The sequence below is a fragment of the Psychrobacter aquimaris genome (assembly GCF_016107525.1).
GTDB classification, from domain to species: Bacteria; Pseudomonadota; Gammaproteobacteria; order Pseudomonadales; family Moraxellaceae; genus Psychrobacter; species Psychrobacter aquimaris.
Genome location: NZ_JABASR010000004.1, coordinates 62,429 through 79,075, shown reverse-complemented (window position 1 = coordinate 79,075; position 16,647 = coordinate 62,429). Strand labels below are relative to the sequence as shown.

Annotated in this window: 13 protein-coding genes; 8 read left to right on the top strand and 5 right to left on the bottom strand. The window is 42.0% G+C overall.

Going from position 1 to position 16,647, the window contains the following annotated elements:
- Positions 1-184 precede the first annotated feature (184 nt).
- From sohB to JFC10_RS04845, 5 genes are all read left to right on the top strand, one after another.
- A complete protein-coding gene (gene sohB, locus JFC10_RS04865; protein ID WP_198331921.1) occupies positions 185-1,165 on the top strand; it encodes a protease SohB in 981 nt (326 codons plus the stop codon).
- A gap of 278 nt (positions 1,166-1,443) precedes the next feature.
- Positions 1,444-2,694, top strand: coding sequence for an acyl-CoA dehydrogenase family protein (locus tag JFC10_RS04860; RefSeq protein WP_227686007.1), 1,251 nt, complete (start codon positions 1,444-1,446; stop codon positions 2,692-2,694).
- Between the two features lie 155 nt (positions 2,695-2,849).
- Entirely contained in the window at positions 2,850-4,145 is a 1,296-nt protein-coding gene (locus JFC10_RS04855; protein ID WP_198331919.1) for a phosphotransferase family protein, read from the top strand.
- Positions 4,146-4,212: 67 nt separating this feature from the next.
- Positions 4,213-4,971: a histidine phosphatase family protein gene (locus JFC10_RS04850; RefSeq protein WP_198331918.1), complete on the top strand. Its 759-nt coding sequence runs from the start codon at positions 4,213-4,215 to the stop codon at positions 4,969-4,971.
- 185 nt (positions 4,972-5,156) lie between these two features.
- Entirely contained in the window at positions 5,157-6,026 is an 870-nt protein-coding gene (locus JFC10_RS04845; RefSeq protein WP_198331917.1) for an SDR family oxidoreductase, read from the top strand.
- Positions 6,027-6,136: 110 nt separating this feature from the next.
- On the opposite strand, the gene JFC10_RS04840 is transcribed toward JFC10_RS04845, so the two are convergent.
- The 5 genes from JFC10_RS04840 to JFC10_RS04820 form a co-directional block, all read right to left on the bottom strand.
- Positions 6,137-7,825 (bottom strand): AMP-binding protein, encoded by a 1,689-nt coding sequence (locus JFC10_RS04840; RefSeq protein WP_198331916.1) that lies wholly within the window; start codon positions 7,823-7,825, stop codon positions 6,137-6,139.
- 751 nt (positions 7,826-8,576) lie between these two features.
- On the bottom strand, positions 8,577-10,274 hold the full coding sequence (locus tag JFC10_RS04835; RefSeq protein ID WP_198331915.1) for an AMP-binding protein: 1,698 nt from the start codon (positions 10,272-10,274) through the stop codon (positions 8,577-8,579).
- Positions 10,275-11,004: 730 nt separating this feature from the next.
- On the bottom strand, positions 11,005-11,799 hold the full coding sequence (locus JFC10_RS04830; protein WP_198331914.1) for an ABC transporter permease: 795 nt from the start codon (positions 11,797-11,799) through the stop codon (positions 11,005-11,007).
- A 100-nt stretch (positions 11,800-11,899) separates the two neighbouring features.
- A complete protein-coding gene (locus tag JFC10_RS04825; RefSeq protein ID WP_198331913.1) occupies positions 11,900-12,778 on the bottom strand; it encodes an ABC transporter ATP-binding protein in 879 nt (292 codons plus the stop codon).
- A 27-nt stretch (positions 12,779-12,805) separates the two neighbouring features.
- The gene (locus JFC10_RS04820) at positions 12,806-13,399 is read right to left on the bottom strand and encodes a hotdog family protein (protein WP_198331912.1); all 594 of its coding nucleotides are present in this window, start codon (positions 13,397-13,399) and stop codon (positions 12,806-12,808) included.
- A gap of 221 nt (positions 13,400-13,620) precedes the next feature.
- Between JFC10_RS04820 and xthA the strand changes: the two genes are divergently transcribed.
- The 3 genes from xthA (at position 13,621) to JFC10_RS04805 (ending at position 16,616) form a co-directional block, all read left to right on the top strand.
- Positions 13,621-14,445 carry an exodeoxyribonuclease III gene (xthA, locus tag JFC10_RS04815; protein WP_198331911.1) on the top strand — a complete coding sequence of 275 codons (825 nt, stop codon included), beginning with the start codon at positions 13,621-13,623 and terminating at the stop codon, positions 14,443-14,445.
- Between the two features lie 134 nt (positions 14,446-14,579).
- A complete protein-coding gene (argJ, locus tag JFC10_RS04810; protein WP_198331910.1) occupies positions 14,580-15,803 on the top strand; it encodes a bifunctional glutamate N-acetyltransferase/amino-acid acetyltransferase ArgJ in 1,224 nt (407 codons plus the stop codon).
- Positions 15,804-16,217: 414 nt separating this feature from the next.
- A complete protein-coding gene (locus JFC10_RS04805; RefSeq protein WP_193012802.1) occupies positions 16,218-16,616 on the top strand; it encodes a DUF4377 domain-containing protein in 399 nt (132 codons plus the stop codon).
- Positions 16,617-16,647: the final 31 nt, after the last annotated feature.

Here is a 16,647-nt window from a genome sequence, read left to right as displayed (position 1 = left end):
TTATACAACCAGTGGCGTCCAATCAAAGCGTAGGAAAGTATCAGTAGTGGGCGTATTTATTCAGTAACATTTGCATTGGGTTAAATATTGTCATTTTGCTTGAAAATATCAGCCACTGCGCACATATCAGGATCACTTATAAAATCCTATTAAAATTATCTTAATCATGTAAGGAATGCTACTCATGCTTTTTCACCCTGCTAAAAACCCTGTTGAGTTACGAGTTGTCCATCTGAATAAAAACCAAGAACAACGCCGTGAAGACTTAATGGAGGCCACTCAAGGTAAAGCCGCGCTTAAGCAATTCAAAAAAGTAATGGCTAAAAAAGCCAAGCAAGCATTGAAGGCAAAAAGCAAAAATAAGAAAAAAAACAGTGATAATAAATCCCAAATTTTCGTTCTCGACTTTGACGGTGATATCAAAGCCACGGCAGTTAAACATTTACGCGAAGAAATCAGCACATTAATCAGTACGGCAAATAAAGGCGATGAAGTCGTGGTGCGTCTTGAATCAGGCGGTGGTTTGGTGCATGGTTATGGATTGGCAGCAGCGCAATTGGCACGTCTAAAAGATGCTGGTTTAAAACTGACTGTCTGTGTCGATAAAGTCGCCGCTAGTGGCGGTTACATGATGGCGTGTGTGGCGGATAATATCGTGGCAGCGCCATTTGCTATCATTGGCTCGATTGGTGTGGTCTCACAGTTGCCAAACTTTCATAAATGGCTGAAAAATCATGACGTCGATTATGAGATGTTTACCGCTGGTGATTACAAACGTACCGTAACCGTATTTGGTGAGAATGACGACGAAGATCGTGCTAAATACCAAGAAGAGCTAGAGCAAACGCATGAGTTGTTTAAGCACTTCGTCAATCGCTATCGTGGTATGCTTGATGTAGATAAAGTCGCGACAGGCGAGCATTGGTACGGTGAAGATGCATTGCATTTAAACTTGGTAGATAAATTACAGACATCAGACAGTTATCTATTAGAGCGTATGGAAAACAATGAAGTGTATGCATTGCATTCACGCCAAAAGCCAACATTGGCAGAAAAATTAGGGCTGTCACAAGCCGCAGAAGCGACCATCAGCATGGCCGTTGATAAGCTGCCAGATGCATTGGCACGTTTTGATTTAAACAGTCGTTTGAATATCCTAAAATAAGTTTAAATATCATTGTATTATTTGGTTGCTAGTATCTTAGTCTTGCAACACTGAATCGTGCATTGTTTGTATTTTGTAAAAGGCGTGTCCTAACGGGTCGCGCCTTTTTGCTGTTTATTCATAAATGCTGTGTTATAAATGTGGCATACAGAAAAGAGTATACGCACGTACACTATAAAATTAATATTGGGCTTTTTATCAAAGTTTTATGTGAACGTGATGAAAATAATTAACCATCAGCAAGGAAAAGGATGCCAGCTATGTCTACCAATACATTGATGTTTACCGCCACCGAACATGGTCAAGCCATGCATGCCAAAGTCAAAGCATTTATCGAAACCCACATTGAACCAATAGAGGCACAGTTTTGGGCAGATTGTCATGCACAAAACCCGGATGGAAATTGGAAAACTTGGCAATGGCCAGAAAAGTATGAGAGCTTACGTAAGCAAGCACGCGAAGCTGGTCTATGGAATTTATTTTTGCCAGATGACAGGCTAGGAGCGGGGCTGTCGGTTACCGATTATGCACCGATAGCTGAGCTAACAGGGCGCAGTTTATTAGCACCTTATGTGTTTAACTGTAATGCCCCTGATAGTGGCAACATGGAGTTGCTATGGCGTTATGGGAGCGAGGAGCAGCAAGACAAATGGCTAACACCAATATTAGAAGGTAAGACGCGTTCGGTATTTTGTATGACTGAGCCTGATGTCGCCTCCAGTGATGCGACCAATATGCAAGCCACCGCTGTCGTCGATGGTGATGAGATTATCATCAATGGCAGTAAATGGTGGTCATCAGGTCTTGGTGACCCTGCGGTTGATATTTTGATTGTAATGGCGTACACGCCTGATGAGAATAAAGACCGTCATCATCAGCATTCGATGGTATTGGTACCAGCAAAGTCAACGGGTGTCAATATCGAGCGTATGCTGAAAGTATTTGGCGATTATGATGCGCCGCACGGTCATGGCGAAGTCAGCTTCAATGATGTACGTGTACCCGTCAGCCACTTTATCGGTGGACCGGGTATGGGTTTTGAGATTGCGCAAGGTCGCCTAGGACCAGGACGTATTCATCATTGCATGCGTTGTATTGGCGCTGCTGAAAAGTCTCTAGAGCTAGCGGTCAAACGCGGCATGGAACGTACGGCTTTTGGTAAGCCATTATTACAATTAGGTGGTAATTTTGAGCGTATCGCTGACGCACGTATTAAGATTGACCAAGCGCGTTTATTGACACTATACGCGGCACAAAAAATGGACGCGCAAGGTACCAAAGCAGCATTGACTGAAATCTCTGCTATTAAAGTAGTTGCGCCAACGGTATTGCAAGAAGTGGTTGATATGGCGATTCAGATTCATGGTGGTATGGGTGTTTGTCAAGATACCATGCTGCCGAGCTTCTTTGCTCAAGCACGAGCGCTGCGCTTAGCCGATGGTCCTGATGAAGTACATAAAACCATGATTGCTAAGTTAGAATTAAAGCGTCAAGGTTTTAGTCGTCCGTCAAAGCCTGCTAAAGCTTAATTTTCATTGTTAATAGTCTTATAGAAATTGGTTTAAATCACGATTTACTGTACTTAATCTTTAATTAAAATTCACTATTACACCATTAATAGTGAATTTTCATACCTATACTCATTATTTATAAAAATAACTGACCACAAGATAAGGAATATCTCATGGCAACTGATAATCAGTCTAACAATACTGATACCCATCATGAATCACCTAATAAAATATTGGATAAAGGCGGCGATGTTCGCGAGGGCGAAGCGCTTGACACCAAAGCGGTTAGTGACTGGCTACGTGCTCAAGGTGTCGATATAGAAGGCGAACCAAGGGTTACGCAATTCTCGGGTGGTGCCTCAAACTGGACATATCGCTTGCAATATGAAGGCAAAGGTAACGCTGAAAGTAAAAGCCAAGATTTGATTTTACGCCGTCCGCCAAAAGGCACTAAAGCCAAATCAGCACATGACATGGTGCGTGAATACACTGTCCAAAAAGCTTTAAAGGATGCTTATCCTTACGTACCTAAAATGGTCGCACTATGTACTGATGAGTCCGTCATTGGTGCTGACTTTTATGTCATGGAGCGTATGGAGGGCATCATTCCTCGTGCCAATTTGCCAAAAGGTATCGATTTAAATGAAGAGCAAACGCGTGCATTATGTACCAATGTCATCGATGCTTTAGTTGAGCTGCATCAAGTCGACTATAAAAAGCATCCTGATTTGGTCAATCTTGGACGCGGTGAAGGTTATTGCGAGCGTCAAGTAACTGGCTGGGACAAGCGTTATGTCAAAGCCAAAACACCTAACGTCCCAAGTTTTGCTTTAGTACGTCAATGGCTTGGTAAGCATACGCCTGCTGACAGTAAAACGTGCCTGATTCATAATGATTGGCGCTTTGATAATGTGATTTTGGCTGCTGATGATCCGACCAAGGTCATTGGCGTGCTCGACTGGGAAATGGCAACCTTGGGTGATCCTTTGATGGATTTGGGCAGTGCATTGGCGTATTGGATTGAAGAAGATGATAACATCATCATGCAGCAGTCACGCCGTCAGCCCACGCATTTAAAAGGCATGATGACTCGCGATGAGGTAGTTGATTATTATCTTGAGCAGACAGGTCTAGAGATAAACAACTGGACGTTTTATGAAGTGTTTGGGTTATTCCGTTTAGCAGGCATCGTGCAGCAAATTTACTATCGCTACTATCACAAGCAAACGACCAATCCAGCCTTTAAGAACTTCTGGATTATTGTGCACGTACTACATGCTAAATGTTTAAAGTTGATTGCTCAATATGAAGGTGAGATTCTATTTACTAGCCGAGTACAGCCACATCTACAGGATATGGGTGTTGATGCTGCGATGATTGAGCAGTTACCAACTCCTATACAGGCTGTTATCAAAGGTATTTTGCCGAAGAGCTATTTTGGACAAAACATGCCTAAAGCTGAAAAGTAAGCAGCTTAAAAATTACAAAGCTAGGACGTTTAAAATTATAAAAGTACCACTAATAAGGCAATATTTTATGACAACCATACTTTTGGCCCGTCATGGTCAAGCGTCATTTGGACAAGAGAATTACGATCAGCTTTCAGAGCTAGGAAGCAGACAAGCGCAGATGCTAGGTCAGCATTACGCGACGACTCAGCGTCGAATCGATGCGATTTTCACTGGTAGTTTGGTCAGGCAGCAAGACTCTGCGCATCATTTTTGGCAGCGTTATCAGTCGTTTGTTGATACCGATAGCGATATATCCAGTAAGCCTGCAATCGATATTAATGCACCAGATAGCTATATATTGCCACAATTTAATGAGTTTAATCATAAAGATGTGTTTATAAAGTCTGATCCTGCTTTTATGAGTAAAGGTGCGATTGCGGCCGAAATTGCGCAAGCAGAAGTGCCATCTACGCGTTTAGCGGAGCTGTTTGATGCCGCGATGCAGCGCTGGCATGCCGGTGAAAATGACAGCGATTATATCGAGAGTTGGGTGCAATTTAATGAGCGGGCAAAACAAGCGCTTGAGCAGGTGCGTCTGCAAGTGGTCAATCTAAACTTAGAGCGTGATAGTACGGTATTGGTGTTTACCTCGGGCGGCATTATCGCTGCTATTACTGCACAGTTATTACAACAAGGGAGTCAGACTGCGTATCAAATCAATAAAAGCTTGGTTAATACGGGCGTAACGTCTATTACCTTAAAAGAGCAAAGTACACGGCTATTGTCTTTAAATGAGTACAGCCATTTATTCGCTGATGGCAAACGCTTCGTGACTTGGCGCTAAAATAGTACGCGATAGCAGTGAGACATCCAGGCTATGATTAAGCTATGATTAGCATCAGGATAAAATTGGTTATGATTATTGAGGCATACTTTTTGTTTATTTTTATGACAGATAAATTATCTCTATAAATTTGCGATATTATAGACTGTCAACTTCATATAATATTGATGTAAACAGGATGTTCCATGCAAAATAAATTGATCAACTTAGTCACCAAAAGTGCCAAACAAAGTAAAAATCAGCTCTTTAGCGCGATTCAGCCTGCGCGCTATCTAAAAGGTTTAAGTAAGCAGCAGGTTGGGCATGGTAAAACAGTATTAATCACTGGTGCCAGCTCTGGATTGGGCGAAGGCATGGCAAAATTGTTTGCTAAGCTTGGCTATAACTTGGCTATTTGTGCCCGCCGTACTGAGCGCTTAGAGCGTTTACAATCAGAGTTGATGGCAGCGTATCCTGATATTCGTATTGAATATCGAGCATTAGATGTCAGCGACTATGATGCGATATTTGATGTATTTGATGCGTTCGCTACTGATTTTGGTCATATTGATCGTGTTGTAGTCAATGCGGGAGTCGGGGATAGTCGCCGTATTGGCAAAGGTCGATTTGATACCAACCGCCGTACCGTTGAGATTAACTTTGTCTCTGCGCTCGCGCAATGTGAAGCAGCGATGAATATCTTTCGCGCGCAAAACAGCGGTCATTTGGTGGTGATATCAAGCATGTCAGCAATGCGTGGACTGCCTAAGCATTTGACCGCTTATGGCGCAAGTAAGGCGGGTCTGGCTCATCTGGCAGAGGGCATTCGTGCTGATATGTTGTTAACCAAATTGCCTATTAAGGTTTCGACCATTTATCCGGGTTATATCCGTACTGAAATTAATGAAAATGCCAAACCATTACCCTTTGAAGTAGATGCCGATACGGGCACCAAATCTATCGTTGCAGCGATTGAAGCTGAGGTCGACGAAGCTTGTGTACCAAGCCTACCTTGGTCTATTGTCGGTCAAGCAATGAAGCATTTGCCATTGCAGATGGTTAGTAAAGTCAATTAGTTGCTTTATTGCCTTGATGCCAACAGCAATGAAGCCAAAAAGAAACCAATAAAAAACCCTCATCATGAATGTTGAGGGTTTTTTATTGGCCTCATTCTAAAGCTTAATTACTACAAGGTTTGAGGATTATCCGACATATGCTTTTCACGTAGTACTTTACCAACATTACTCTTTGGCAGCTCGCTTAAGAATTCGATATGACGCGGGCATTTATAACCAGTCAAATTGTCCAAAGCAAATTCTTTAATATCACTCTTGGTAACATTATTATCAGCAGGGATGACATAAATTTTAACAGCTTCGCCTTGATGGTCATCAGGAATGCCAATCACTGCGCAATCAATGATGCCTTTATAATCTAGCATGACTGATTCAATTTCATTGGGGAAGACGTTAAAGCCTGACACCAAAATCATATCTTTTTTGCGATCAAGTAAAGTGATATAGCCTTTTTCATCCATACTGATGATATCACCAGTACGGAAGTAACCATCGCTGGTAAAATCATTACTATTGTCTTTATTAAAATAGCCTGAGGTGATATTTGGGCCTTTAATACACATCTCACCAGCTTGATGTAAGCCGACACGATTACCTTCATCATCAACAACAATGATGTCTACGCTAGGAACTGGTATGCCAATCGTACCGTTAAACTTGCGATCAGTGATGACGTTAGCCGTACCAGCTGCGACGCCTTCAGTCATGCCCCAACCTTCAACCATCGGACAACCAGTGACTTCTAACCAGCGTGCAGCTGTTTGCTCAGTTGCCGCCATACCACCCGCTTGCGAGATGCGTAGTGAGCTAAAGTCCAAATCTTTAAAGTTTGGTTGGTCAAGCAAGCCTTTAAACAAAGTATTAACCGCTGGAAATATATGGAACGGCTGTTTTGATAGTGTTTTAACAAAGCCAGGCATATCGCGTGGATTCGGGATCAGTATAAAGGTGTAGCCTGAGCGCATGCCGAGTAGACTCAACATAAAAGCAAAAATATGATAGAGCGGTAACGCCATGACCATATTGATATAGACTTCATTAATATCTGAAGTGACGGGACGGTACCAAGCTTCTGACTGCATCGCAGCGGCGACGACATTACGCTGAGTCAAAACAGCGCCTTTCGACAAACCAGTCGTTCCACCGGTATATTGCAAAATCGCTTTTTGTTGCAATGTGGTTTTTGGTGATTGGATAGGTAGGTTTTTACCTTTTTTAAGCACATCAGGGAATTTAGTCACATCGTATTTAGGGTCATTCAAGTTGTACTTAGGCACTAAGCGTTTGACCTGACGGATAACCGTATTGACCAAAATACCCTTTAGCCCCATCATGTCGCCCATTTTAGAGATGACAATACGCTTGATGTCGGTTTCTTCAATAACTTGTTCGAGTGCTTGAGCAAAGTTATCGACTACAAAAATAACCTGAGCACCAGAATCATTTAATTGGTGGCGTAATTCACGCCCTGTGTATAGTGGATTCACAGGGGTACACACATAACCCGCCCGTAAAATACCAATCATCGTTGGCAAATATTGTGGGACGTTTGGCATCATTAATGCGATTACACTGCCTTTAGGAATCCCTTGCGCTTGTAACCATGCGGCAACAGCAAGTGAGGCTTTATCCACGTCACCATAAGTATGCGTAACACCCATGCAAATAGTCATGGGGTGCATACGAAAGCGATTGAAACATTCCTCATACAGCTCTATGAGGCTCTCATATTGATCAGGATTAATAGTCTTGGGTACGTTTTCTGGATATTGCGCAAGCCAAGGTTTATCTACTGTCATACTTAGCGTCCTTAAATGTTAAGGTTCTATAAAAAAGTAGTCACATCCCTGTCAACAATATAAATCATCGCTTTGAAAGCAATGGATTGTCGCGTGCTATCCTATCAATTCACAGACTGCTAAAATACGTTGGCCTCTATATAAATTATTTAACTACAGATTCATCTAGCTATAAAAAGTGAGCGTCTAAATAGAGTAAACAGCTGGTTAATATTTTTGAAACTACAAAAATCGCCACCTGCAAATAATGCTCCTGAACTCACTTGAATGGAGCATATTATCAACTTACTCTAATAAAAAACAGCATCACTTATTTTTACAACACATTAACATAACTACAATTGATATTGTTATTCTTATACAAGAACTTAATAGTTTACAATTAAGTTTGATAAAGCAAAAAATATATGTTGTCACAATCTAAAGGACAAGCGGTTTGTAGGCGGTGATGAGCGGTTTTTTTTCCTTTAAATATCCCCAGTGATTATATGAGTATCCTTTTTTATAGGACATTTATTGTGTGATAATTTTAACAATGTGGTTACAATATGAAAAATTTCTGTATGAGGGTTATGAGGTATATTGAATATTCGCGAACAGTATTCATTAGCAGTTCATTGCTTTTAATTTTGCTTTACCAAAAGACAATATCTACCAGCACTCTGATTCAATGTTCAACATGACTTAAGTTTTTGCATAAAAAAGCGCTCTGCATATGATGCAAAGCGCTTTTTGACGACTGGTGCTTTATTTACGATTGCGGGTTTTCCGACATATGCTTTTCACGCAGTTTTTGACGCAGTACTTTACCAACATTACTCTTTGGCAACTCACTTACAAATTCGATATGACGTGGGCATTTGTAACCAGTCATATTGTCTAACGCAAAATCTGTGATAATTTCTTTGGTCACATTGTTGTCGGCAGGGACGATATAAATTTTGACTGCTTCGCCTTGACGCTCGTCAGGAATGCCAATCACTGCGCAATCAATAATACCATCACAATCTAGCATGACCGACTCAACCTCATTTGGGAAGACGTTAAAGCCTGACACCAAAATCATGTCTTTTTTACGATCTAGTAATCTAAAATATCCTTTTTCATCCATGCTGACGATATCGCCAGTGCGGAAGTAGCCATCTGCCGTAAAGTCATCTCGACTGTCTCTGTTAAGATAGCCTACCGTGACGTTAGGACCTTTTACACACATCTCACCAGCTTGGTTTACACCAACGCGATTGCCTTCATCATCGATGACAATAACATCGACACTAGAGACAGGCACACCAATCGTACCGTTAAATTTACGATCTGTGATGATATTGGCTGTACCCACGGCAACACCCTCTGTCATGCCCCAACCTTCAATCATGGCGCAACCAGTGGTCTCAAGCCAACGTGCAGCTGTCTGTTCAGTCGCTGCCATACCACCCGCTTGCGAGATACGTAATGACCTAAAGTCCAAATCTTTAAAGTTTGGATGATCAAGTAAGCCTTTAAATAAGGTATTAACCGCTGGCAATATATGGAATGGCTGTTTTGATAAGGTTTTGATAAATCCTGGTATATCACGCGGATTGGGTATCAAGATAAAGGTATAGCCTGAGCGCATGCCGAGTAGACTCAACATAAAGGCGAAAATATGATATAGCGGTAACGCCATGACCATATTGATATAAACCTCATTAATCTCTGAAGTAATCGGCTTGGTCCATGCTTCTGACTGCATCGCAGCGGCGACGATGTTACGCTGAGATAAAATAGCCCCTTTAGACAGCCCTGTTGTTCCACCCGTGTATTGTAAAAATGCTTTTTGATCCAATTGCATTTTTGGCTTGTGGAACGGAAGGTTTTTACCTTTCTTCAATACATCAGGGAACTTGGTCACTTCGTGCTTAGGGTCATTCAGTTTGTACTTAGGTACTAAGCGTTTGACCTGACGGATGATGGTATTCACCAAGATACCTTTTAACCCCATCATGTCGCCCATTTTTGAGAGGACAATCCGCTTAATATGGGTTTCATCAATGACTTGTTCAAGCGCTTGGGCAAAGTTATCGACCACAAAAATAACCTGAGCACCCGAGTCGTTCAACTGATGGCGCAGCTCACGACCAGTATACAGTGGGTTAACAGGGGTACAAACGTAGCCTGCCCGCAAAATACCAATCATCGTTGGCAGGTATTGCGGAACGTTTGGCATCATGAGTGCAACCACACTGCCTTGAGGCAGACCTTGCGCCTGCAACCATGCGGCAACGGCAATCGAAGCTTTATCAACATCATCGTAGGTATGCGTCACGCCCATACAGATACTCATAGGGTGCAGACGAAAGCGCTCAAAGCATTCTTCGTACAGCTCCATGATGCTGCTATATCTATCGGGGTTGATGGTCTTTGGTACACCATTAGGATAATGGGCAAGCCAAGGTTTATTCGGCGTCATAGTCAGCGTCCTTGAAGTTTGAAATAGGGTAAATTCTGTAGTAAAGCAGTCATATCCGTGTCAATAAAACACATCAGCGCTGACGTAAACCGTTTGCCGCTGAGAGTGATAATATCCTTATCTATTGACTGGCTGCTAGGTTTTGTTGCCATCGTCCAAAACGACTTAACTATTATTAGGCAGATAATTAAGTCAATTGAACGGACAGATAGCTTAATCATAAAAGCATTTTTACTCTTAAGTAAGCTCTACCTGTTATCTATCTAACACTGAGGTATCAGAAAATAATGATACATTTAAGCAATACAGTAGCATGAATGCCATCAAATACTATACTAGTATGAAATACTGAGCAGTGCATAAATAAAGCTGAAAAATACGATTCATATATAATTTAACATGAATAGGTAGCGTCCCTGTTTGCCACTGGATGAGTATAAATCTTGATAAAAAATAAAGGCGTCAGTTAAAAAAATCATCACAGCCAAAATTAATATATCAACCAAAGATGTGTTAGGGCCTGTCCTCAATTCAATCGATTACTTTCTAAATGAGCTAAAAATGGCTAAATTTTGCTAAACATCGTCAAATAGCTCATTAATATCTCGATATTATTTGCGCTACTTTCCTTGTTTGACGACAATTTATCTCATTTTTATCTTATTTTTATTTCCATTTTTAAATGAGGACACGCCCTAGAACTTCATTTAAAATTTAGTTATGCTGAATGCTATGAAGGCAATATCAGCTGCTTGTTTTTATTAAAAAAGCGTCGATAAATGAGTAACGCGCTGATTGTACAACCGAGCGTACTGCTCACACATATCAAAAACATAGTGACTATCTGATAGCGAATCGCTTGAGTGGGGTCAGCGCCAGCCAATATTTGACCAGTCATCATCCCTGGTAAGCTAACAATACCGACAACTAGCATAGAGTTCAGAGTTGGAGTCATGCCATTGACAATGGCAGCGCGTATTGGTTCATGTACCGCTTCAAATGGGCGAGCAGATAGGCTGAGCATCATCTCTATACGTCCTTGCTGCTCATGAAAGGATTCAATCAACTGGTTGCTGGTCAATGAGATAGCGGTGAGCGAGTTGCCCAATATCAGCCCCAAGATAGGAATGACGAATTGCGGTGTATACCAAGGCTGTACCTTTAAAATAATCATGATGGCTATCGCAGTGACCAATATAGCCGAAACGCTTACTGCTAGCAGAGTGTCAGTTAACAAACCTTTATAGCTACGTTTAACGCGATTTTTGGCAGCAGCACCTGCAATCAAGGTCATGATGGTCAAAATTAACAGGACTTCATACCACTGTTCACGGGCAAAAATCCATGCCAATATCAAACCGATAAAACTAAGCTGGAGCACCGTGCGGATAGCCGCGGTTAAAAGCGTTTTGGTCAGCTGTAAGCGTAGCCGCCAAGAGATAATAAGAACGATGATGATTAAGCTGCTGGCAAGGGCAATATCACCGTAAGTTAAAAATATTTGTATGCCATCTGTACCGCTCATAGTGGCTCATTATATAAAATGACGAATATAAGATAGACCCTAATACGACTTTGTTAAGAAAGATCATTTTAAAGAGTGACATGACAGGCTTAGCTCAGCGTTAGAATATCTCAGTTAATACCCCTGCTTGCATCTGCCAATGCCGATCGGCCAATGGCATGATGTCTTGCGTATCGTGAGTTACCCATAGTAATGTACGCCGCCTATCTGCCTGTAACCAGTTTGTGAGTAGATGTACGAGCTGGGCTGAAGTGTCACTGTCTAGGGCAGCGGTAGGCTCATCTAGTAACAACACCCGCGGCTTCAATTGTAAGAGACGTAATGTATTGACCAGCTGCCGCTCACCGCCCGATAGATGATAGGCATCTTGCTGCAAAAAGTCAGCGCTTCGTTGCAAGTGCTCAAGCTGTGCGATATGCCAGTCGATATCAAAGCTGTGATGCTGATGCGCTTGTAGCCGATAAGGCATTTGCAAGTTCTCAAGCACACTGCCTTCTAATAATTGTGGGTGCTGTGCGAGTAGGGCAACATGCATGCGCCACTGTATCGGTGCAGTATCATGGATATTATAGTAAGCACTGCTGGTTGATCCGTCATCACGGCGCAAATACACATTGCCGCTACTCATGGGCAATAGCCCAGCCAATACCCGTAACAACACCGATTTACCACTACCAGAAGCGCCTGTCAACACGGTTACTTGACCTGCTAACAGCTTGCCTGTGGCTCCGTTGATTAATAATCGTTGATGAGCAGGTACGATTGGCTGAGAGACAGTGTTTGGTCTTAGTTTGCCGATCCATCTTTGACAAATGCTAGATAGCGCAGATGTTTTGGCTTCTGTAGCTTCCATATTTTTGTTGTTAATATTGTCATCGCTAACCTTGCTATCATTATAGGCAGGTATGATGGCTGTGCGTTTACTGTGCACCTGAATACTCTCGAATGTCAGTATCGGCTTAGTACTATGAAGATTCATAAGACATTATCATTAAATATTTAGCCACTAAGTATTCAGCTGCTCGTAAATCGCTTGCTCAATGGCATCGCGTAAATTTTTTGGGACACGAATAGGGCGCATGGGCGTGGTGCTAGCAACCGCAGTATCGGCCTTATTATTGGATACAGGCTTGGTTTTGACTTGGTTTTGCACACAAGCAATGACGATTTTGCCACTACTTAATAAGCTGCTGCTAGCATTGGCATTGCTATTAGCATTATCGGGAGAAAGGCTGTTTGGGCTGTGACGATGAATGCTTTGGTAGAAGATAATGCTGGCAGGTTTTAACTCAACTTTATCGATACGCACATTGATGACTTCATCTAACAGAATGGCTTTTTTGTATTGCAAGTCTGCTTGACTCACAACAAAATGCTGGATTTCTCCATCGTCAGTCTGCAAAAAATACCCATTCAAATTCAGTTTCCCAAACCAATCACGGCGGCAGTTTTCAAAAAACACCAAATGATTGGCATGGTAGACTATACCGCCCGCATCAGTATGGTTAATATAGACATTATAATCTTTGGTAAACAATGGCACACATTCGCCATCTACACTTGCCACTGTGTTTGTATTTTTGCTGTTATTTTTTATCATAAAGATGCTCGATCATTGTTTTAATAAATATTGTTCGATGTCCATGATGCGATAGCCAAAATTTGATAGCAGTCATGTTAACAACAACTACTCTAGCTTAAGATATCAGGGCACGCAACAGTTAGGTCGGTCTACGTCTGTTATGATAGTGGATTATGTACTCTCATATCCCATCGCTTTATATTAGCACCGTATTTTCATCAATTAGTATAGGATAATTTATGACCCGTTTTGTCAGTTTTAATATCAATGGTATTCGCGCTCGTCAACATCAGCTTGAGGCCGTGCGAGAAGTGATCGATCCTGATGTGATGGGTCTACAGGAAACCAAAGTACATGATGAGCAGTTCCCTTTAGAAAATATAGAAAGTCTTGGCTATCACGTAGAGTACTTTGGTCAAAAAGCCCATTATGGCGTGGCATTACTATCCAAGGTTGCACCTATATTTGTGCAAAAAGGTTTTCCTAGTGAGGATACTGAGGCGCAGAAGCGTTTTATCCATGCCCGCTATGAGTTTGACGGTCGTGAGATTGATGTGCTCAATGGCTATTTTCCACAAGGCGAAAGCCAAGACCATCCGACTAAATTCCCGATGAAGCGGGCTTATTATGCAGATTTGATGGCATATATTGACACTTTGAAGGCGGAAGGTCGCTCGCTTGTTATCATGGGTGATATGAATATTGCCCCAGAAGATACTGATATTGGCATTGGTGAAGTCAATGCTAAGCGCTGGCTGAAAAATAGAAAGACTTCGTTTTTACCAGAAGAACGCGAATGGTATGCGGCGCTGATGTCACGCGAGCTGACGGATACCTATCGCTTGCATTATCCAGAAAGCACAGAGCTGTATAGTTGGTTTGATTATCGCAGTCGTGGGTTCAACGATGAGCCTAAACGTGGCTTACGCATTGATCATATTTTGTGTAGCTTGGATCTTGTTGAGGCATGTGTTGATGCTGGTATTAGCTATGAGCTACGGGCGATGGAAAAGCCATCTGATCATGCGCCAATTTGGTCGGCATTTGACTTAAAAAAACGGTAATATTTATGTAGGGCATGTGGCATGTTTGACACTTCACCAGCAGTAGCGTCATGGTTGAATGCTCAACGCGCCTCAGTATTTATCGCATTATTTGTTATAAATAATGATAAAAATTTCACAATAAGGATTGAACCATGGCAGTCGGAAATGTTGCAGTACCTGATATTATTTATCCTATCGAAGGAATCAAGCTAAGCGCCACTGCCGCAGGCGTACGCTATAAAGACCGAGATGATTTAGTGGTGATTGAGATCGCTGATACCGCGGCTACTGCGGTTGTGACCACCAAAAACACCTTTTGTGCTGCGCCTGTACGGGTATTGCGTGAGCATTTTGCCAAGACCAGTCCGCGTTATTTAGTCACCAATACGGGTAATGCTAATGCTGGGACGGGCGCTGATGGCAAACGTCGCGCCGTTGATATCTGTGCAGCTCTGGCGAGCAAGGCTGGCGTGGATAGTAATGCAATATTACCATTCTCGACGGGTGTCATTGGTGAGCCATTAAATAGTGATGCGGTCATCGCGGGCTTAGATAATGCACTTGCCAATTTGGCTGCTGATAATTGGCTTGCCGCGGCGAACGGTATTCGCACCACAGATACGATTCCGAAACTCGCTAGCCAAAAAATCGACGTGGCGGGTGTCAGCTATCATATTACGGGTATGTCAAAAGGCTCAGGCATGATACGCCCTAATATGGCCACCATGCTGGGCTATGTGGCGACTGATGCCAATATTGCCGCTGACCTATTACAGGAGATGCTAAGTGCCATCAACGAACAATCTTTTAACCGCATCACTGTTGATGGCGACACTTCAACCAATGATTGCTGTGTGTTGATAGCCACGGGTGCTGCCAGCTCAGATATCATTGACAGCCAAGAGCATCCGCATTATCAGGCTATATTTGCGGCTTTGACCGAGGTGTTTGTTCGTCTGGCGCAATTAATTGTGCGTGATGGCGAAGGTGCTACCAAGTTTATGACTGTCAAAGTAACTGGTGGCAAGACGACGCAAGAGTGCTGCGATGTGGCATATGCGGTTGCGCATTCACCATTGGTCAAAACAGCGTTCTTCGCTAGCGATGCTAATTGGGGTCGTATCTTAGCAGCAGTGGGTTATGCTGGTATCGAAGATTTGGATACTGAGCAAGTAGATGTCTATCTAGATGAAGTTATGATTTGCCAGAATGGTGGTGTCGCACCCAGTTATACGGAAGCGGCAGGTAAGACCGTCATGAGTCGCGCTGAGATTACCATTCATATCGATCTTGCTCGCGGGGATGCCAGTGATACGGTTTATACTTGTGATTTATCCTATGACTACGTCAAGATTAATGCGGATTATCGTAGTTAGAGGCGCTTAAAACCAATCATTTTTTTTGTCTATTTATACTTAAGCCAGAGCATGTATTGCTCTGGCTTTTTTAGTGCACACATTAAGGAGGTATCAATTCACCTTGTTATCTAATACGTTCTATTAACATCAGTTGCAAAAGCTGACGTTACTTTACAAAGCAGTTATAGAGCAGAAGACGAGTTGCGCCCTATACTGACCTCAGTAAACGAAGAATAGACGACATTATTGAGACTTAATAGATTTATCGGGTAAAGTTAAATAAAGTGAATAGTTTTGCTTAACTCAATATTGACAGTAATGTCACAACAATCACTGAAATTTTTTTAAACATATTTACCATCATAAAATGTCCAAAACAATAATTTTAAACCATTAATAATGTATTCATAACAATCAACTGAGGATTTGACAATGAAAAAATTAGTACTTGCAGCAGTAATGACAGCATTTGCCCTTTCAGGTTGTTCTACCATGGGTATGGATAACGAACGTACGATGGTTGTCGATGGGAAACCTATGAATGTTAAAGTGGTTAACATCCCAAGTTTTAAAATAGAAGTAGCACCACTTAAAGCCGTCTGTGAGCTTTCCACAGCCGATGGCACTAAGGTTGAATCAGAATGTCTACAGTATCGCCAGACTTATCAGAAAAACTACACACCTTTAAATGGTAATATTCAAGGCTTCACTTATGAGCCAAACTATCGTTATGTTCTAGATGTTCGCCAAGAAGTAGTGGTGGATAAAGTTAGTAACATGGCTAAGCCAGTTTGGATTCTGAACGAAGTGGTTTCAAAAGTAGCTGAATAATGAATCATTGAGCATATCCAATTATTAATTA

What these genes read in the sequence shown, in the direction of transcription:
- sohB (WP_198331921.1), top strand. Translation starts at nt 185, where the DNA reads ATGCTTTTTCACCCTGCTAAAAACCCTGTTGAGTTACGAGTTGTCCAT.
- JFC10_RS04860 (WP_227686007.1), top strand. Translation starts at nt 1,444, where the DNA reads ATGTTTACCGCCACCGAACATGGTCAAGCCATGCATGCCAAAGTCAAA.
- JFC10_RS04855 (WP_198331919.1), top strand. Translation starts at nt 2,850, where the DNA reads ATGGCAACTGATAATCAGTCTAACAATACTGATACCCATCATGAATCA.
- JFC10_RS04850 (WP_198331918.1), top strand. Translation starts at nt 4,213, where the DNA reads ATGACAACCATACTTTTGGCCCGTCATGGTCAAGCGTCATTTGGACAA.
- JFC10_RS04845 (WP_198331917.1), top strand. Translation starts at nt 5,157, where the DNA reads ATGCAAAATAAATTGATCAACTTAGTCACCAAAAGTGCCAAACAAAGT.
- JFC10_RS04840 (WP_198331916.1), bottom strand. Translation starts at nt 7,825, where the DNA reads ATGACAGTAGATAAACCTTGGCTTGCGCAATATCCAGAAAACGTACCC.
- JFC10_RS04835 (WP_198331915.1), bottom strand. Translation starts at nt 10,274, where the DNA reads ATGACGCCGAATAAACCTTGGCTTGCCCATTATCCTAATGGTGTACCA.
- JFC10_RS04830 (WP_198331914.1), bottom strand. Translation starts at nt 11,799, where the DNA reads ATGAGCGGTACAGATGGCATACAAATATTTTTAACTTACGGTGATATT.
- JFC10_RS04825 (WP_198331913.1), bottom strand. Translation starts at nt 12,778, where the DNA reads ATGAATCTTCATAGTACTAAGCCGATACTGACATTCGAGAGTATTCAG.
- JFC10_RS04820 (WP_198331912.1), bottom strand. Translation starts at nt 13,399, where the DNA reads ATGATAAAAAATAACAGCAAAAATACAAACACAGTGGCAAGTGTAGAT.
- xthA (WP_198331911.1), top strand. Translation starts at nt 13,621, where the DNA reads ATGACCCGTTTTGTCAGTTTTAATATCAATGGTATTCGCGCTCGTCAA.
- argJ (WP_198331910.1), top strand. Translation starts at nt 14,580, where the DNA reads ATGGCAGTCGGAAATGTTGCAGTACCTGATATTATTTATCCTATCGAA.
- JFC10_RS04805 (WP_193012802.1), top strand. Translation starts at nt 16,218, where the DNA reads ATGAAAAAATTAGTACTTGCAGCAGTAATGACAGCATTTGCCCTTTCA.